This window comes from Bartonella krasnovii (genome assembly GCF_003606345.3).
Taxonomy (GTDB): domain Bacteria; phylum Pseudomonadota; class Alphaproteobacteria; order Rhizobiales; family Rhizobiaceae; genus Bartonella; species Bartonella krasnovii.
The window spans coordinates 1382783-1399986 of record NZ_CP031844.2; the positions used below are offsets into that span (position 1 = coordinate 1382783).

Here is a 17204-nt window from a genome sequence, read left to right on the forward strand (position 1 = left end):
ACACTTCGTTTTCCCATTCATTAAGTAGAAGAAATAATAAAAACACTTAAAGATAAAGAATAAAATCTCTCAAATTCAAATGTAGAAACTATCAAAGTATTTTGAACGAACAAAGAGTATGTGGCATCTATGCCGTCATGCATCTTTTTTTCAGTAAAGATAGAAACATGGCATTTATCCTACATAGAAGCTTTACCTTGATACATTTCACGTAGCATCATTCGTAAAATACGTATGAGAATTGAGAAAAATCTTTTAAAAATAAGCAGGTATAGACAACAACCAAATCTATTTTGTTTTGAGTATGTTTTGCATGAAGAATATCCATTTATGAAGATTTTTTCCTCTCTCATCATGATATCTCAACCACATAAGAAAAACCATTTTGGTTATTGATCAAAGACCTCTTTAGTTCTTCCCTAGGGCGCTTAATCTTAAATCCATGGGGGGGCTCCCTTCATCAAATACAGGGCTGAGAACATAAGTTTTGTAAGTGAATTTTAAAAAAATTTGAAAGGCAAACAGTCTCTTAATTTAAGAAATCTCTTCATTCTAAAAAAACAATTTTTATTGCTAATCTCCTAAAATTACTTTACACATCAAAAGATGTTTTGGTCGCATACGCAACGACCAATAGGGAAAACAAGCCCGAAACCTCGATACATAAATTTATCCCGCTTTGCGGGTATCCCGGAATTCCGGGAGTTTTTGCTATGTCCAGGTGTGTCTTACGCACTAAAAGCAAAAAGCTGATTCGAGGTCAGTGCTTGTTACTCCCGGAATACTTATGCGAGGGCGCTCGCAACCGGAGGGGGCAAATGCAAACTCAGAACCTTAATATTGATCTTTTTGTCGGTAAAAAAATTCGCTTGAAGCGAAAAATATTGGGAATGTCTCAAAAAACCTTAGGAGACGCTTTAGGGGTAAGTTTTCAACAAATTCAAAAGTATGAAAAAGGCTTAAATCGTGTAAGTGCAGGGCGCTTAAAGGAAATTTCCGATATCCTAAATGTTCCGGTTTCCTTTTTTTACACGGATATTATCACAAAAGAAAACACCTCGTACCCTCATGAAGAAGTCGCATCAAACAGAGAAGAATTTTTGCTTTTAAAAAGTTTTAGAATTCTGACATCTGCCAAACAGAAAGCCATTTTAAAATTAATTTCTGATTAGCATTAAAGCGTTTTAAATGATTTTTATCCTGTAATCTGCTTTCTGTTCTAAAAACAAAACGCTTGCAACTTATATCACAGCGCATTTTTTCAAATTCTCTTTGATTGACTTCCTACGATAGGAAACACAATATTTTCTTTTCATAAGCCTTCATACTGCTTCATAAATATTCCTCTGACAATATCTTAAAACACATCATGGCAAGAGCACTAGAGACATCCATGAAAACAATTCATGATACAAGCCTTAAAATGTTGAGCAACATGTCTTTGGGCTGCTCCAAACTTGGAAAGGTTCTATCCTCTCCACCTCCCCTGTTTTAAAAGGACCAGCGACAATCTAATGTCGTCTCTAACAGTTTCACTGAGCTAACTTCAACCTCTCAAAGGACAATATTCCATGTAACGCTACGCGCAAAAATGTCCTAAAAATCTAGTCTCCTACACACCTTTTAAGCACAAAAACGTTTCAATCTAGTTCAGTCTGTAAACAATGCGATAATCCGGCTTTTTAAGTGAACACATTGACTTGCTTTATTTCATATCACCTTCTATATCACCAACCTCAAAGAACAGCATTTCATGAGATTGTCAGATTTGTCCTGATCTCACACATTTTTGTAATAAACATCAAGGAAAATCAATAAAATCAATCAAGGGCTTGCAAACGGGTTATAAGATCCATTATCTCGTCGCCACTTGAAGGGTTCGGTGAAGTCGCTTGACCAAAGACCAATCTTATTGTTACGTGCTTTTTCTTCTGCATGATGATACTGTGTTGGAAGAGGATTTTTACCCTCCTTTGGGAGCACCAACATCCCTTCTGTAAGACCTGCCTCAGCTAAATCAATCCCTTGAACAAAACATTGCGCATAATAAATACCATTGTGCATAAAAGCCCGTTTACAGGATAAATCCTGACCAAGTGTTTTGGTGACAAGCCAAGCCGTTGTAACCGCACCGCAGGGCCATTCTTGATCCTTTAATTTTGCTTTTTGGCGTGGTGCACATGTATCCACACCATAAAGATGAATATCACGGGTTATATGGGAGCGCCAAGATTGTGCAGAAGGCGTTAGTAATTTAAATGTAACCCCACTTGTAACCGATGCCTTACCATGAAAAACAACCATATTATGCACACCATCATTTGATACAATACTCTTCTGTCGATCAAACGATGGTTCATTTTTTTCTAAGGACTGTTGGATAATCGATTGACTTAATTTTTTTTCTTTCTTGTAGAGATCTACAATATCTTGGATATCTTGCGTTTTTAATATTTCAAGAAAGCTAAAATCTATTTTATCTTTATATTGGCTTAATCCCCACACTATGGAAAACATAATGTAAATAATAACAATCCATTTAAATAGCATTTCTTAACACACTCGCTAAAAAATTCATATTTTTCTATCCTTTCACATTATTTATCAGCAATCCCCTTGTTTTTAAAGAAAAAAATATAAATACCTGTGTTGTACGTTAACTACATTTTGTAAATAATAATATTCCTTCTTTTTTGTTTTAATATCGTTTTCTTAATCAGAAGTACAACTTAAAATTGCCATTTTCATATACCACAATCTTAATTTGAAAAGACTTCTGTCTCTTTAAAAAAAGTATCTGAGAGTGAGAAAATCCACAATCAAGACTTTTAAAACAAAAAAACGAGGAGTTTAGACTGTCATAGAATAACAGAATTCTCCAGGGGTTAGAGGCAATGGAATGTCGACAGATGAACAAATATTGTTTGTTAAAGAGAGGTAAAATGACAGATAGTAGATTTCAGAACATCATTTTTATCGTGACCATGCTGCTTTTTACAGCAGTATTTGTATCCGATCCTTCTTTTGCTGCTCCTGCTCCTAATGGTGGGGGGTTTGGAAATCTTGATGGTGTTTTAGGCAACATTGTCGCAGTGATGACGGGTCCAACGGCAAGGCTAATTGCCATTATATGTGTTGCTGGTGTAGGTATTGGTTGGATGTACGGCTTTATTGATTTACGCAAAGCAGCTTACTGTGTTCTCGGTATTGCTCTTGTTTTTGGTGCCCCCTCTCTTGTCGCTAAATTAGCAGGGACGGCATAAATGAACGAAGATACCCTTTTCCTTGCCTGTACACGCCCAGCCATGTTTGTTGGTGTTACAATGGAAGCGATGGCACTCAATGTTATGGCGACATCCATTCTTTTTATTGTGACCAGTGATTTTACCATGTTTGGTCTTGGAGTTGGGATGCACTTTATTTTGCGTGAAGTGACAAAATATGATCACAACCAATTTCGCATATTATTTGTGTGGCTCAATACAAGAGGAAAACAAAAAAATCTCAGCCGATGGGGAGGAGGTTCTACCTCCCCCTTACGCCTTGTCCGCACTTATAAGGAACTAAGCTAAAGGAACAAAACCGGTGAAACATATGTCAATGATGAAACGGGAAACTTTGCCTGAAGAATATATTCCCTATATACGTTACATCAACCAGCATGTCATTGCTTTAAATTCACGTTGTTTAATGGTTGTGATGGCTGTTGAAGGTGTAAATTTTGACACAGCAGATATTGATCAAATCAATTCTTTACATAACCAGTTAAATACTCTTTTGAAAAATATCGCAGATGAACGGGTTGCTTTATATTCTCACATCATTCGCCGTCGTGAAACCATTTATCCAGAAGGTCATTTTCTTTCATCTTTTGCAACAACATTAGATGAAAAATACAAAAAGAAAATGGTTTCGCAAGAGCTGTATCGTAATGATCTATTTATTTCATTGCTTTGGAATCCTGCAGCGGACAAAACACAGCAATTAGCTTCATTTTTTCAGCGCTTGAGCAAAGCAAAAAAAACACAATCTGAACCCGATGAAGAAGCTATTCGTAAACTCGAAGAGTTAAGCCAAGATCTCATGCAAGGTTTAGAGGAATATGGAGTCCGTCTCCTAACAATCTATGAACATGAAGGGCTTTTATTTTCCGAACAAAGTGAATTTCTCCATCAATTGGTGGGAGGAAGACGTGAACGTATTCCTCTGACATTTGGCACCATTGCTTCAACGATCTACTCAGATCGCGTTATTTTTGGAAAAGAAACTATCGAAATTCGTCATGAAAGTAATGAACGCTTTGCCGGCATGTTTGGCTGGAAAGAATACCCTTCTAAAACACGCCCAGGGATGACCGATGGTTTGCTTACGGTTCCGTTTGAATTTATCTTAGCACAATCCTTTGTTTTTAAAAGTAAAGCGGCCGCCAGTGCAATTATGAGCCGCAAGCAAAATCAAATGATTAATGCAGCCGATCGTGCTAGCTCACAAATTGATGCGCTAGATGAAGCCTTGGATGATTTAGAGTCAAACCGTTTTGTTTTGGGCGAACATCATATTTCTTTAGCTGTTTTTGCCGATCACCCCAAAATATTGACTGAGAACTTATCAAAAGCACGCTCCCATTTAACCAATGGAGGTGCGGTTATTGCCAGAGAAGATTTAGGATTGGAAGCTGCATGGTGGGCGCAATTACCTGGAAACTTTAGCTACCGTGCGCGTTCAGGCGCCATTACCAGCAGAAACTTTGCCGCTTTATCGCCCTTCCATTCTTTTCCCGTTGGCAAATTGGACAATAATGTTTGGGGGCCTGCTGTCGCTTTGCTCAAAACACAAGCTGGTTCACCTTACTATTTTAATTTTCATTATGGTGATCTTGGAAACACGTTTGTTTGTGGTCCATCGGGATCTGGTAAAACAGTGATTGTTAATTTTCTTCTTGCACAATTACAAAAACACAATCCAACCATGGTTTTTTTTGACAAAGATCAAGGAGCAGAGATTTTTGTACGCGCTGGGGGAGGAAAATATAAACCTTTAAAAAATGGACAGCCCACCGGTATTTCTCCCTTAAAGGGCATGGAATACAGCGAAAAAAATAAAATCTTTCTTCGCAATTGGATCTTAAAGCTTGTCACAGCTGAAGGGCAAATTGTGACCGAAGAAGAGCGACAAGAAATTGCCAAAGCCATCGATTCTTTAGAAAATTTACCCCCAACACAACGCTCTCTTGGTGCGCTTCAGCTGTTTTTTGACAACACATCAAAAGAAGGGATTGCCATACGACTACAACGCTGGATTAGGGGAAATGATTTAGGATGGGTTTTTGACAATGATCAAGATGATCTCAATTTAAATGCACAATTCATTGGCTATGACATGACCGATTTCTTAGACAACGAAGAAATTCGTCGCCCTTTAATGATGTATCTCTTTCACCGCATTCTTGATCTGATTGATGGACGGCGTATCATTATTGTCGTTGATGAATTCTGGAAAGCTTTAGAAGATGATTCATTCAAAGCTTTTGCGCAAGATCGGCTAAAAACAATCCGTAAACAAAATGGCATGATGCTCTTTGCAACACAAAGCCCCAAAGACGCTTTGAACTCCACAATCGCACACACAATTATTGAGCAATGCCCCACCCAAATATTTTTTCCCAATCAAAAAGCAAATTATAATGATTATGTCGAAGCTTTCAAACTCACTGAACGTGAATTTGAACTGATACAGTCAGAATTAAGCAGAGAATCCCGTCGTTTTCTCGTCAAGCAAGGACAAAGTTCTGTCGTTGCAGAACTTAATTTACGTGGGATGAACGATGAGATCGCCGTTTTAAGCGGCACAACTCAAAATATTGAACTCATGAATGAAATTATAACCGAATATGGAGCAGACCCTAATAAATGGCTGCCCATATTTTATCAAAGGAGAAAAAACAATGAAAAAATATAGCTTAGTAACACTGTTATCTTTTTCTTTTATCCCTCATGCATTATCACAAATCTCCCCGGATGCTGATGAATATTATAAACAAGCACTCGAGAACACACAAAAACTCGATATTGCGAAATCAGAAACCGCTGAGAGTATTTATAAGACTGTAACTGAAAAGACAAAAAAAATCAACGAGATAAGAGATCAACTTGAACAACTTAAAGCACAAATAAATACAGCAACAACCAAAGCTGAAACTGAAAATGAAAATGAAAAGAAATCTAAACTTGAAGAATTGCAGAAACTTCAAACCCTTCAGCAAGAACTTCAAGTAAAAGTTTCTCTTCTTCAAGCCGATCTTCAAGCGAATGCTTTAAAACTTCAATCTCTTGATATGATTCAAGCCAAAGATACGAAGACAAAAGAAGAGCTGCGTGAAGAAAAGGAGCAAGAAAAACATAAACAACTTCAAGCACAATTAAAAGAAAAAGAAGAAAAACTAAAAGAAAAACTTGAAAGCATTGGTACAGATGTCAAACTATAGTCCTCCTACATTTGATAAGTTTTCTCCATTTTCAAGCATTGCGGGGTATATTTTATACCCCCTCGAAAATGTGATGAACGCAATGGTGAATGGGTTATCTTCTGCTGTTTCAGCGCCCTTAAATCTTGCCGCAATCATTTTTATCTTTCTTTATGGCTATAATGTTATGACAGGTCGTGTTGCACTTTCTGCACATAGTCTTCTCAATAATGTTGTTAAAATCGTTGTTGTAACAACAATGGCAACGAATGCGGATACATTTAATAGTTATGTCAAAGATGTTTTCTTCAATGATTTGTCCAACGCTATTGGGAATGCGTTAAACAGAAATCCCACAAACTCTAATGTTTTTGATTATATTTTGTTAAAGGCAAGTGATCGCTATCAAGAAGTCTTATATAATGCTTGGCTTTTTGAAAAGATCGTTGTGGGGATTCTTGGTGCTTTAATGCTTTTCACTGTTATTCTCTTTTGTATAGGTGGTTTTGTTGTCCAAATGTTTGCACAAGTTGCACTGGTCATTATTATAGGTCTTGGACCTCTGTTCATTAGTTTATATTTGTTCAATGCAACACGAAAATATACCGATGCATGGATTACAACTTTGGTCAATTTTACCATTTTACAAGTTCTCGTAATCATGCTTGGAACAATTATATGTCAAGTTATCCTACATGTTCTCAGACTTTCATATGAATCAATTTACGTTCTTTTCCCTCCTGTCGTGGTCATTTCCATCATAGGGGTTATTATCTTCCGTGCACTTCCCAGTATTGCCACGGCACTAGCCTCTGGCGGACCATACTTTAACGCTGGTATCTCTTCGGGAGGACAGATTTTCACAATGGTTGCCAATAGTGCAAGAGCGAGTGCTAATGCAATAAAAAGTGCTACTTTAAACATCTCAGGAGCTGCCGGTAAAGGTACTGCAAGCGCAGCAGCAAAAGCAGGAAGCTCTGGAGGGGGGGGTCGTGGACGGTTTTAAGATAAAGGACCTCTTTAAAAGGATAAGTATTTTTGTTTTTTCCTTGCGTGCGCCAAAGGGCGCACGCGTCATAGCCCTGTTCCATGAAAAACTTAACATCTTGGGCCTTACAACAAAATCAAACACAGTCTTGCATCACATAAACTTGTAAAAGTGTTCAAAATAAAAGGCTCTCATGCATTGTATTCCAAGATATTTGTGAGTTCAAAAAATGAAACGAAAAATAACTTTTGTTATGATCCTAACAATCGCGCTTACCGGTTGTGCCTCTCTGAGTGGCCCCAAAAAACCACCACGCTGTAATGGCAAACAGACACGTGCTTTAAATAAAGACAAGTGGAATTGGGAAAATAAAAACGTTGCCCACCCAGAAAAGTCCGTAAAGCCTGTTAGAACACCCATCATTCTCAATACTTTGGAAAGTGAAAAAGTAACAGCCAACTTAACAATTCATCCAGCTTTATTAAAGCCGGGTATTTATGAAGCACGATCTGACAAAACTGTGGAGGTTCCGCGTGAAAAATGATGCCCTTGAAGAATATATAAAAGAAGCCCGCTCTTTTGACATTGATCGCATGCATGGCATGCGCGTGCGGATGAAAATTTCCATGGCGTTAACAATGCTTTTTGGATTGATGACAATTGCGCTCGCTTTGGCTGTCGCAGCTTTAACACCTTTGAAAACGGTAGAGCCTTTTGTTATCCGCGTTGATAATTCAACAGGCATTATTGACACTGTGAGCGGTCTAAAAGAATCCCCTAACAACTATGATGAAGCGATAACGCGTTATTTTGCCAGCCAATATGTTCGTGCTCGGGAAGGTTTTCAAACCTCAGAAGCAGAAAGCAATTTTCGCTTAGTTTCTCTTCTATCTTCTCCAAAAGAACAAAACCGTTTTGCAAAATGGTACGCGGGCAATAATCCAGAAAGTCCACAAAATATTTATCATAACATGATTGCGACAGTCACAATCAAATCAATCTCTTTTATAAGCGAAGATCTTATCCAAGTTCGTTACTATAAAACGGTCAGAGACTTTAATGAAAAAGAAACTATTTCCCATTGGATTTCAATTTTAAATTTTTCCTACGTAAACGCACACATTTCAACGTCTGATCGTCTCATCAACCCGCTTGGTTTTCAAGTATCGGAATATAGATCTGATCCAGAGGTGATAAAATGATCAGACTTTTACAAACAATTTTTTTAATTTTTACAATCATTTTCAGCTTTCACACAGTTCTCTCATTTGCGGAAACAGCGCCTGTCAGTGCCCGTAAAGATAACCGCATCAGATTTATCAATTATGACCCTTACAACGTCGTACAAATCATTGGCTCCATTCGCTCTTCCGTTCAGCTGGAATTTGCCGATGACGAAGAAGTAGTCTATGTAGGAATTGGAAATTCCGTTGCTTGGCAAGTTGCGCCGGCTGGCCACTTTGTTTTTCTCAAACCGCGTGAAGTCCAACCTGTGACCAATTTACAAATCGTCACAAGCCGCCAAGATGGAACACAACGCTCTTACCAATTTGAGCTAAAAATCCGTGAAGGCGATGTTTCAGCAGGCAATGAGACCTATTTCTTGGTAAAGTTTCGTTATCCAGAAGATGAAGCCTTGCGTAAGAAACAAGCCGAAGCCGCAAAAGCTGAACAACGTGAAGCAAACTTTGTCAATGATATTTTAAATATCCATGAAGATTTTGGACCACGCAATTGGGCTTATGAAGCCCAAGGCTCATTCCTCATTGAACCTTCTTCTGTTTATGATAATGGGAAAACAACAACCTTCACCTTTTTAGGGAATGTTGAAATCCCCACCATTTACCTTGTAACGCCTGATGGGCAAGAATCCCTTATTCCAAAATCAATTAAAGGCAACAAAGTTATTGTTCATGCGACAGCAGCACAATTCACGCTACGACGTGGAAATGAAGTACTGTGCATCTTTAATAAAAGGTTCACCCCAGAAGGAATTAATCCTGAAACGGGGACGACATCACCATCTGTACAACGTAAAGTGAACATAGGAAACAGCCATGAATAACGCCGTGGATGAAAAAAACATTAATGATCGCGATACAATAAAAAATGCTCAAGGGAAAAGTCAACAGAGCTATATAGGGAAAGCAATCGCCCTTGTTATTCTTTTCAGTGTCTGTCTTTATTTAGCCTATTCAACACTTTTCACAGACAAAAAACAATCTATAGAGAAAAAGCAACCGATTGAATCTTTAAAAGAAGGGAAAGTTATCAAACAAACAGAACTTTTCCGCCCTGCACTACCAAATCCTCCCTCCCTTGAACAGACACACCGAAATAACGCTCAGCTACCCAAAGTCGAGCTACCAACACCCAGGATCAATCAATTAAATTCTGATGACCCTCTGCTGGAAGCAGCCCAACGTGCTCCTGTATTAGCGTATGCGAATACACAACAAAGCAAAATAGATTTACAAACCAATAAAAACGTTTTGCCTCACCAACTGGAAAGCAAGCTGGATGAAACAACACAACGTTTTAATCATCTTCTCAAACCCACAATGCTTGAAGGTATTCGTGCTTCAACCCTTGGTAATCGAAATTATATCATCACGATGGGAACGTCTATTCCTTGTATCTTAGAAACAGCCATCAACAGTGATCAACAAGGTTTTGCCAGTTGTATCATCTCCAGAGATATTTTATCAGACAATGGTCGTGTTGTGCTCCTTGATAAAGGCACTCAAATTGTTGGTGAATATCGCGCTGGATTGAAAAAAGGCCAAAAACGTCTCTTTGTGCTATGGAATAGAGCCAAAACCCCCAATGGGGTCATTATATCCTTAGCTTCACCGGCAACAGATAATTTAGGACGCTCTGGTATTGACGGTGATATCGATAATCATTGGTTAGAGAGGATTGGATCTGCACTTCTTATATCCCTGATAAAAGATGTAACAAGCTATGCTAATAAACGTTTATCAAAAAAACAAGACAAAGAAGAGACTGAAACAATCTCTTCAGGACAAAACATTGCAAATATTATTGTCGAAAATTACGCCAATATTCCTCCAACATTATCCAAAAACCAAGGGGAAATAGTAAACGTTTTTGTTGCCCGCGATTTGGATTTTTCTGGCGTTTATAAATTGAAAATCATCGAAAACAAAAAACAGATTATCAACCGAGCTGTTTCAAGAAACTTTTACAAAAATTCTGCGGTACCTCTAGAATGAACCAAATCTTACACACCATGAATGATGAAACCCTCACGATTGTTCTCACAAAACTTGAACCGATCAGCGCTTTTTTGAAAGATGAGAGTCTTTTTGAAATTGTTATCAATCGTCCCTATCAAGTGATGACGGAAGGGATTGATGGATGGAAAACAATAGAAGCACCGGCTCTCTCTTTTAATGAGCTTATGGGAATTGCGAAGGTTATTGCATCCTATTCCAAGCAAAATATCTCAGACAAGAATCCAATATTATCCGCGACTCTGCCAGGCAATGAGCGCATTCAAATTGTCATTCCACCAGCTGTCGAAAAAGACACAATTAGTATGACAATTCGTAAACCATCATCACAGAGTTTTTCTCTCGAAGAACTCGCTCATAAAGGTCTCTTCTCGCACTGTGAGCAGGTCTCTTTCACACCATTGAATGATTATCCTACACATTTTAATGAACTCAAAGTCACCGAGCATAACTTAGCCACTGCCTACTGTAATAAAGACTTTGTTTTCTTTTTAAATCAAGCTGTAAAATGCCAAAAAAATATTTTAATTGCCGGGAAAACTGGTTCAGGGAAAACAACATTATCAAAAGCATTAATTGCCAAAATTCCTCAAGACGAGCGTATTATCACCATTGAAGACACACAAGAGTTAGTGATCCCACACCCTAACCATGTCTCGATGATCTATTCAAAAGATGGACAAGGCTTAGCTTCTGTTGGCCCCAAAGAATTGCTTGAATCATCTTTACGGATGCGTCCTGATCGTATTCTTTTGCAAGAACTTCGCGATGGCACAGCCTTTTATTATATCCGCAATGTCAATTCGGGCCATCCAGGGTCAATTACGACGGTTCATGCCTCAACAGCCCTTGCTGCCTTTGAGCAAATGACCCTTTTGGTCAAAGAAAGTGAAGGAGGAGGTGATTTAGAGCGTGATGATATTCGAGGTTTATTGATTTCAATGATTGATATCATCATCCAATGCAAACGGGTTGAAGGAAAATTTAAGGTCACAGAAATTTATTATGATCCTTTCAAGCAACGACACATCTTTGGAGGTCATTAAGACAAGATCATAACGGTTGAAGGCTCTTTTAAAGCAACGATTGGACATACATTGCACATAAAAAGAAAAATGCATAAAAACCAAAGCAACAGAAAACAGAGAAAACCTTTTATCAATGACAGCGGAAGAATTAAAACAACGTCGTCAAGTCGTTGATTGTGCCATCAGCACCCATACGAGAGAAGGAATAAGCTTTTATTCCAAAACGCTAAAAATTTTAGAAGAATATGCAAAGGGGGCTATTTCATTCGAGGAATTTAATACTCTCATGGACAACACAAAATTATAAGGAAGCAACGATGCCCAAAGCAAAAGAAAAAAGCAAAAATATAGATTACCCCTCTCCCCATAATTATCTCTATCCCGGAACCCAAATACTCAAAAATAAATATGAAGAAACAGATTTAGAACGCTTTCGGGAAAAATGTTCACATGGTATAGAAAAAGGATTAGAAAGGCTGCGCCGTGAATCGCTGCCTGAACATTTTGATTCCTTTTATCTAAGCTATATCCATTACCATTTGTTTAAAGAAACATTTGTATGGTCTGGGCAAATCCGCGCTACTCCCGTCACATTTGCAGACGGAAGTGTTGCCGCCACGCCAGAAATAAAAAGAACAGAATGGGACAATACTTTTGTAAATGCTGAGAAAACCCTCGACGGCTTAAAGAAAATAGAGAAAACACTTGCCGAAAAAGATAATTTGAAAGGCTTAACGCGCGAAGATTTCATTTCTGAAACCGTCCCACTCTTTGTCTCTCTTAAAAAGATACACCCATTCATAGATGGCAATGAACACACAATACAGTTTTTTTTTGAAAATCTCGCCAAAAGCGCAGGCCATCACCTTGATTTTTCACTCACAACACAAGAACGTATGATGACGGCCTATACCCAAGCCGCACACTATGGCAATGCAGAACCGATGAGAGATCTTTTTGAAGATATCTCTCATCCAGAAAAAATATGTCTTTTACAAGAATTCATGAACAACATGAAAAAGAGCGGACGCGATGTAAATGATCATCTTGTTATGGTTGCAAAGGAAGATGAAACCTATACCGGAATCTATAGAGGGGCTCTCTTTGACAGCTTTATGCTCGATGTAGAAGGGATTTACATTATCGGCCGCAAAACAGATCTGACAATAGAACAACAAAAAACATTAAAACCCAGCGACAAATTGACCTTTACACCTCCTAAAACCGAACTGCTTGAAAAAATTCTCATTCCAGAGGAAAAATTAGCCCCTTTAACAAAAAATGAAAAGGCTGGAATGATTGCAGAAGATGCGTGTGTCCAAACAGCACGAAACCAAATTCAGCAATTAGCAAACATTGTTTATGGCAACGCAAAAACATTAGATAAACAAATGGTTGGGATTATTAACAATCCGCAATTAGGCCAACGACTTGCCAACCAGATCGAAAGGACACCGGACTCTGTTGCTCATCTTGCTGGTTTGAGTTTATGTGGGCTCCAAAGTCCAGCACGTGCAAATGCTAAAAACCATCTTGAGATGCTTTGTACTGCCGTTGTAAATTTCACCCATGCTGTAAAACATGCGGAGAAGGAAATTACTCAAGAACATACAACAGAACAAGCACGCCGTGCCAAAACAGTACAAATGCCAAGTCAAAGCTTACAAAATTTTTTTGCCTTGCCAAAAGAGTTACAACAAGAATCTTTAGCAAAAAATCTTGGACTTCAAAAAGAACTGACCAGCTTTGTAAAAAAAATCAATAGCCGTCTCTCAGAAAATGAACATAAAGCTGTCAAAAATAATGATTATGAAACATTAGCTCAAAGCATTGGTGTTTCAGAAAATAAAGCCAAGCAAATTACGCAAACCATTAAGCAAGCCAAAGAAGCACACCAGCAAGCCTGCACACGTACAGTCAACCGTTCAAATGTGCTTGCTATGGCCAGCTAAGAATGGATCAAGTTTTTCTTTTTCATAAGAAAACTGCATAAATGAAAACGAGTTAGCGTTATCTTGCGCCTTTACAAAAAAAGAGTATTGCCCCCCCCCCGAAAAAAAGAGCATTTCACAAAATATTCTAGAGAGACTTGAAGGTAGAATACAATGAAATATACCAAGACACAAATGGTCCTTATTTTAACCCCTATTGCTTTAGGGGCTTTAACGATATTCCTTGTTCCTCATTTTTTATTGCTGATAACAAATGGACTAAAGAGTGATCAAGTATATTGGACCCTTCGTTCAAAACCTTTATTAGACTTAGCATTAACGGCTGCTGTTTTATTGTTGTATAGTCTCTCGCAAAAATTGCACCTGCGTAAAATAATTAGTGTTGTTTCCCTGGCCTTTTTTGGAACCATTGCTCTTTACTACGTTGGAATTGAAATAAAACGTTTAAGTCCCTATGTTGGCCAACAAGGAATAACATGGAGTTACGCACTTCAATTCATGGATCCTATGGTTATTTTTGGCATCATTATTGGTGCTTTTTTTTCTATCATTCAATTTATAACAACCTCTCCACCTAAAAATAAGGTCAAGCGTGCAAAAAAAGAGGTTTTTGGGGGAGCCGCATGGATGGATTTAAGAGAGGCCGCAAAAATCTTTCCTGCCAATGGGCAAATTGTTGTGGGGGAAAGATACCGTGTTGATCAAGATAATGTGTGCAAAATTCCCTTTGCACCTGGCAATAAAACAACATGGGGTAAAGGTGGAACAGTACCTTTGCTAACCTTTAACCTTGATTTTGGTTCAACCCATATGATTTTTTTTGCTGGTTCTGGTGGTTATAAAACCACAAGTACAGTAATCCCTACGTGTTTAACTTATCCAGGATCTATTATTTGTCTTGATCCTTCAACAGAAGTTGCTCCAATCGTCAAATTTTCCCGTCAAAAAATGGAAAATAGAAATGTTATTATTCTCGATCCTAATTCACTTTTAACAAAAAGTTTTAATGTCATCGATTGGCTTTTAGACGACAGCGTCCCACGCACACAACGTGAAGCGAATATTGTCAGTTTTTCCAAACTGCTTCTCACCGATAAAAAATCAGACAACTCTTCAGCAGAATATTTCTCGACACAAGCCCATAATCTTCTAACAGCTCTTCTTGCTCATGTCATATTTTCTGATGAATATGAAGATCATGAGCGCAATTTAAAAACACTGCGTGAAATTCTCTCTCAATCAGAAACAGCTATTATCAATCAATTACGTATGATCCAAGAAACAACATCTTCTCCTTTTATTCGCGAAATGGTGGGGGTTTTTACAGAAATGGCAGAACAAACTTTTTCAGGAGTTTATACAACCGCCTCAAAAGACACTCAATGGCTTTCTTTGTCCAATTACGCAAATCTTGTCTGCGGCGATGATTTTTCCTCCTCAGATATTGCTAATGGTAATATAGATGTTTTTCTCAATCTCCCTGCAAGCATTTTAAACAGTTATCCCGCGATAGGACGTGTAATTATTGGTGCCTTTCTCAATGCCATGGTTACAGCAGACGGTAACTATAAAAAGCGTGTTTTATTTGTCTTAGATGAAGTCGATCTTCTAGGCTATATGAATATTTTAGAAGAAGCCCGTGATCGTGGACGTAAATATGGCACATCCTTAATGCTCTTTTATCAATCCACTGGTCAGTTGGTCAATCACTTTGGCGAATCAGGAGCGCGTTCATGGTTTGAAAGCTGCTCTTTTGTCAGTTATGCTGCCATTAAAGACCTTCAAACAGCGAAAGAGATTTCCGAACGCTGTGGCCAAATGACCGTTGAAGTCACCGGAGTGAACAAACCAAGAAGTCTATCTGTGGGGAAGAGCTCTTACAATATAAATTACCAACAAAGAGCCCTCATTTTACCCCACGAGGTTATTCAAGAAATGCGTCAAGATGAACAAATTATTCTTATGCAAGGGCATCCTCCTTTACGATGTGGTCGCGCGGTCTATTTCAGAAGAAAAGAAATGTTAGCCGCTGCTGCAAAAAACCGTTTTGCCCCACAAAAGAAAAATTAGCTCTCTCATTGTAGATATTGAACATAGAAAGAATAACAACAAAACAGAAAAAAGCATACATCCTTATTTTTTGAAAACCTATGAACGAAAAAACCCCGTCTACATACAAGAAAAACAGAGTCAAAAAATCCGTGACTTTTCCTTTGATATTTTGTGTATCACTTTACCAACAACTATGATCTTTTAAAAGTCTCTATCAAAAACGCCCATACACCCAACCAATAGCGAACCAATATCCCAAAAAGAAACATTCTCTCACAAAGTTTTTCATATATAATTTTAAAATACATTGATTTATAATGATAATTCATATTTTTGTGTTGAATGAGAGACCCAATAACCTAAAATTACCTCATTTCAAATCTGTTCTGTGTTGACTCAACCACAATCTTATCACCCGCCCGTAGTGGGAACCTCAAGTAAAGTAGAACTGTACAAGAAAAGCATGCCTTTTCATAAATCACCTCAAGTCCCAAGGATTGATCCACAATATTTTAGCACCAACAAAGTGTGTGATGGTACCAGCTTCTTTATGAAGCATAAAAATGGGAGGGCTCAATAGATTTTATATGCTTTATGGGGGCTTTACCATTGTACCATTGAGGAGCCCCCTCCGCCAAATGGATAAATGATCTCTCTTTAAAACAATCCTAATCCTGTAAAGATAGTACCACATAATGGTGTTCTATTTTACGTAAAGGACGTGCCTCCATTACAAAATATAATAAACAGAAGATTTTCCTTTGAGACAAAAACTCTCAAAATACCTACACAATAAACACCGTTTTCCCCTCAAAAACATCCAAGATATAAACCAAAATGAATAAAACGTTCTTAGACAAGTTTTTTCCTCTTTACGATATCATCGCGTGTTCTACTTTAACAACTAAGCGCTGAAAAAACAGCTTTTTCCTAACTCAAAGAAAGTTTTCCCCCTCTTATAGACCTTAAAGCAACGCAATAAAATTTAAGAGAAACAACAAAAGTTAAAATACATTTTGTATTTAAAAATACTAAAAAAGTGTCCGCATAGATCAATAAAAAAACATTATGGAGAGAAATTCTTGATAGCTGCTTTTATTCATAGAACCCTGAGAGTTGTATCTGGAAAATATCCAAACCATCCGATAACCAAGAACGATCTTCTCTGCCATAGCCATGCCCTTCATCAAAGGGCTCTTGCAAACAACTTTTTTAAAGGCAAAACAACGAAAATCTTAAACAACATTTTTCTTTTTAGCCTCCCCTTATCTCAAAGCTTTATCTCAAAGAATAAAAATTTTATCCAGCATGGTTTATCAAAAATCCATCTCCTCATGGGATTCATATCACTGTCTTTAATATCAGTATTTTACAGCGAACAGGATTATAAAGAATAAGCAAACATCAGAGAAACTAAAATAAATGAAAAAAGGAATAGGCATGAAAACAATAGCAACAGAACAG

General features: G+C 37.8%; 15 protein-coding genes. 14 read left to right on the plus strand and 1 reads right to left on the minus strand.

The genetic code is table 11. The features are described from left to right. Positions 1-818 precede the first annotated feature (818 nt). The gene (locus D1092_RS05975; protein WP_120122597.1) at positions 819-1172 is read left to right on the plus strand and encodes a helix-turn-helix domain-containing protein; all 354 of its coding nucleotides are present in this window, start codon (positions 819-821) and stop codon (positions 1170-1172) included. 652 nt (positions 1173-1824) lie between these two features. On the opposite strand, the gene D1092_RS05980 is transcribed toward D1092_RS05975, so the two are convergent. Further along, positions 1825-2550, minus strand: coding sequence for a hypothetical protein (locus tag D1092_RS05980; protein WP_120122598.1), 726 nt, complete (start codon positions 2548-2550; stop codon positions 1825-1827). Positions 2551-2942: 392 nt separating this feature from the next. Here D1092_RS05980 and D1092_RS05985 point away from each other — a divergent pair, with 392 nt between their 5' ends. The 13 genes from D1092_RS05985 (at position 2943) to traG (ending at position 15758) form a co-directional block, all read left to right on the plus strand. Then, positions 2943-3263: a TrbC/VirB2 family protein gene (locus D1092_RS05985; protein WP_120122599.1), complete on the plus strand. Its 321-nt coding sequence runs from the start codon at positions 2943-2945 to the stop codon at positions 3261-3263. Continuing rightward, on the plus strand, positions 3264-3572 hold the full coding sequence (locus tag D1092_RS05990) for a VirB3 family type IV secretion system protein (RefSeq protein WP_120122600.1): 309 nt from the start codon (positions 3264-3266) through the stop codon (positions 3570-3572). It begins immediately after the preceding gene. 22 nt (positions 3573-3594) lie between these two features. Continuing rightward, on the plus strand, positions 3595-5958 hold the full coding sequence (locus tag D1092_RS05995; RefSeq protein ID WP_120122601.1) for a VirB4 family type IV secretion/conjugal transfer ATPase: 2364 nt from the start codon (positions 3595-3597) through the stop codon (positions 5956-5958). Continuing rightward, on the plus strand, positions 5945-6484 hold the full coding sequence (locus tag D1092_RS06000; protein WP_120122602.1) for a type IV secretion system protein VirB5: 540 nt from the start codon (positions 5945-5947) through the stop codon (positions 6482-6484). The genes D1092_RS05995 and D1092_RS06000 overlap by 14 nt, the downstream gene beginning before the upstream one ends. After that, positions 6471-7469, plus strand: coding sequence for a TrbL/VirB6 family protein (locus D1092_RS06005; RefSeq protein ID WP_120122603.1), 999 nt, complete (start codon positions 6471-6473; stop codon positions 7467-7469). The genes D1092_RS06000 and D1092_RS06005 overlap by 14 nt, the downstream gene beginning before the upstream one ends. Positions 7470-7680: 211 nt before the next feature. Continuing rightward, positions 7681-7995: a type IV secretion system protein VirB7 gene (locus D1092_RS06010; RefSeq protein WP_120122604.1), complete on the plus strand. Its 315-nt coding sequence runs from the start codon at positions 7681-7683 to the stop codon at positions 7993-7995. After that, positions 7949-8653: a VirB8 family type IV secretion system protein gene (locus tag D1092_RS06015; protein ID WP_210247573.1), complete on the plus strand. Its 705-nt coding sequence runs from the start codon at positions 7949-7951 to the stop codon at positions 8651-8653. Before D1092_RS06010 ends, D1092_RS06015 begins: the two co-directional genes overlap by 47 nt. Next, positions 8650-9516, plus strand: a complete 867-nt coding sequence (gene virB9, locus D1092_RS06020; RefSeq protein ID WP_120122606.1) for a P-type conjugative transfer protein VirB9 — start codon at positions 8650-8652, stop codon at positions 9514-9516. Before D1092_RS06015 ends, virB9 begins: the two co-directional genes overlap by 4 nt. Continuing rightward, positions 9509-10687, plus strand: a complete 1179-nt coding sequence (gene virB10 / locus D1092_RS06025) for a type IV secretion system protein VirB10 (RefSeq protein WP_120122607.1) — start codon at positions 9509-9511, stop codon at positions 10685-10687. The genes virB9 and virB10 overlap by 8 nt, the downstream gene beginning before the upstream one ends. Continuing rightward, positions 10684-11754, plus strand: a complete 1071-nt coding sequence (virB11, locus tag D1092_RS06030; protein ID WP_120122608.1) for a P-type DNA transfer ATPase VirB11 — start codon at positions 10684-10686, stop codon at positions 11752-11754. Before virB10 ends, virB11 begins: the two co-directional genes overlap by 4 nt. A 115-nt stretch (positions 11755-11869) precedes the next feature. Then, positions 11870-12043, plus strand: a complete 174-nt coding sequence (locus D1092_RS06035) for an antitoxin VbhA family protein (RefSeq protein WP_241439127.1) — start codon at positions 11870-11872, stop codon at positions 12041-12043. A gap of 10 nt (positions 12044-12053) precedes the next feature. Further along, entirely contained in the window at positions 12054-13688 is a 1635-nt protein-coding gene (locus tag D1092_RS06040) for a BID domain-containing T4SS effector (protein ID WP_120122610.1), read from the plus strand. A gap of 153 nt (positions 13689-13841) precedes the next feature. Further along, on the plus strand, positions 13842-15758 hold the full coding sequence (gene traG, locus D1092_RS06045) for a Ti-type conjugative transfer system protein TraG (RefSeq protein WP_120122611.1): 1917 nt from the start codon (positions 13842-13844) through the stop codon (positions 15756-15758). Positions 15759-17204 lie beyond the last annotated feature (1446 nt).

Excerpts from the sequence above, each read along its gene's own strand:
- D1092_RS05975 (WP_120122597.1), top strand. The coding sequence starts at position 819 with ATGCAAACTCAGAACCTTAATATTGATCTTTTTGTCGGTAAAAAAATT.
- D1092_RS05980 (WP_120122598.1), bottom strand. The coding sequence starts at position 2,550 with ATGCTATTTAAATGGATTGTTATTATTTACATTATGTTTTCCATAGTG.
- D1092_RS05985 (WP_120122599.1), top strand. The coding sequence starts at position 2,943 with ATGACAGATAGTAGATTTCAGAACATCATTTTTATCGTGACCATGCTG.
- D1092_RS05990 (WP_120122600.1), top strand. The coding sequence starts at position 3,264 with ATGAACGAAGATACCCTTTTCCTTGCCTGTACACGCCCAGCCATGTTT.
- D1092_RS05995 (WP_120122601.1), top strand. The coding sequence starts at position 3,595 with ATGTCAATGATGAAACGGGAAACTTTGCCTGAAGAATATATTCCCTAT.
- D1092_RS06000 (WP_120122602.1), top strand. The coding sequence starts at position 5,945 with ATGAAAAAATATAGCTTAGTAACACTGTTATCTTTTTCTTTTATCCCT.
- D1092_RS06005 (WP_120122603.1), top strand. The coding sequence starts at position 6,471 with ATGTCAAACTATAGTCCTCCTACATTTGATAAGTTTTCTCCATTTTCA.
- D1092_RS06010 (WP_120122604.1), top strand. The coding sequence starts at position 7,681 with ATGAAACGAAAAATAACTTTTGTTATGATCCTAACAATCGCGCTTACC.
- D1092_RS06015 (WP_210247573.1), top strand. The coding sequence starts at position 7,949 with ATGAAGCACGATCTGACAAAACTGTGGAGGTTCCGCGTGAAAAATGAT.
- virB9 (WP_120122606.1), top strand. The coding sequence starts at position 8,650 with ATGATCAGACTTTTACAAACAATTTTTTTAATTTTTACAATCATTTTC.
- virB10 (WP_120122607.1), top strand. The coding sequence starts at position 9,509 with ATGAATAACGCCGTGGATGAAAAAAACATTAATGATCGCGATACAATA.
- virB11 (WP_120122608.1), top strand. The coding sequence starts at position 10,684 with ATGAACCAAATCTTACACACCATGAATGATGAAACCCTCACGATTGTT.
- D1092_RS06035 (WP_241439127.1), top strand. The coding sequence starts at position 11,870 with ATGACAGCGGAAGAATTAAAACAACGTCGTCAAGTCGTTGATTGTGCC.
- D1092_RS06040 (WP_120122610.1), top strand. The coding sequence starts at position 12,054 with ATGCCCAAAGCAAAAGAAAAAAGCAAAAATATAGATTACCCCTCTCCC.
- traG (WP_120122611.1), top strand. The coding sequence starts at position 13,842 with ATGAAATATACCAAGACACAAATGGTCCTTATTTTAACCCCTATTGCT.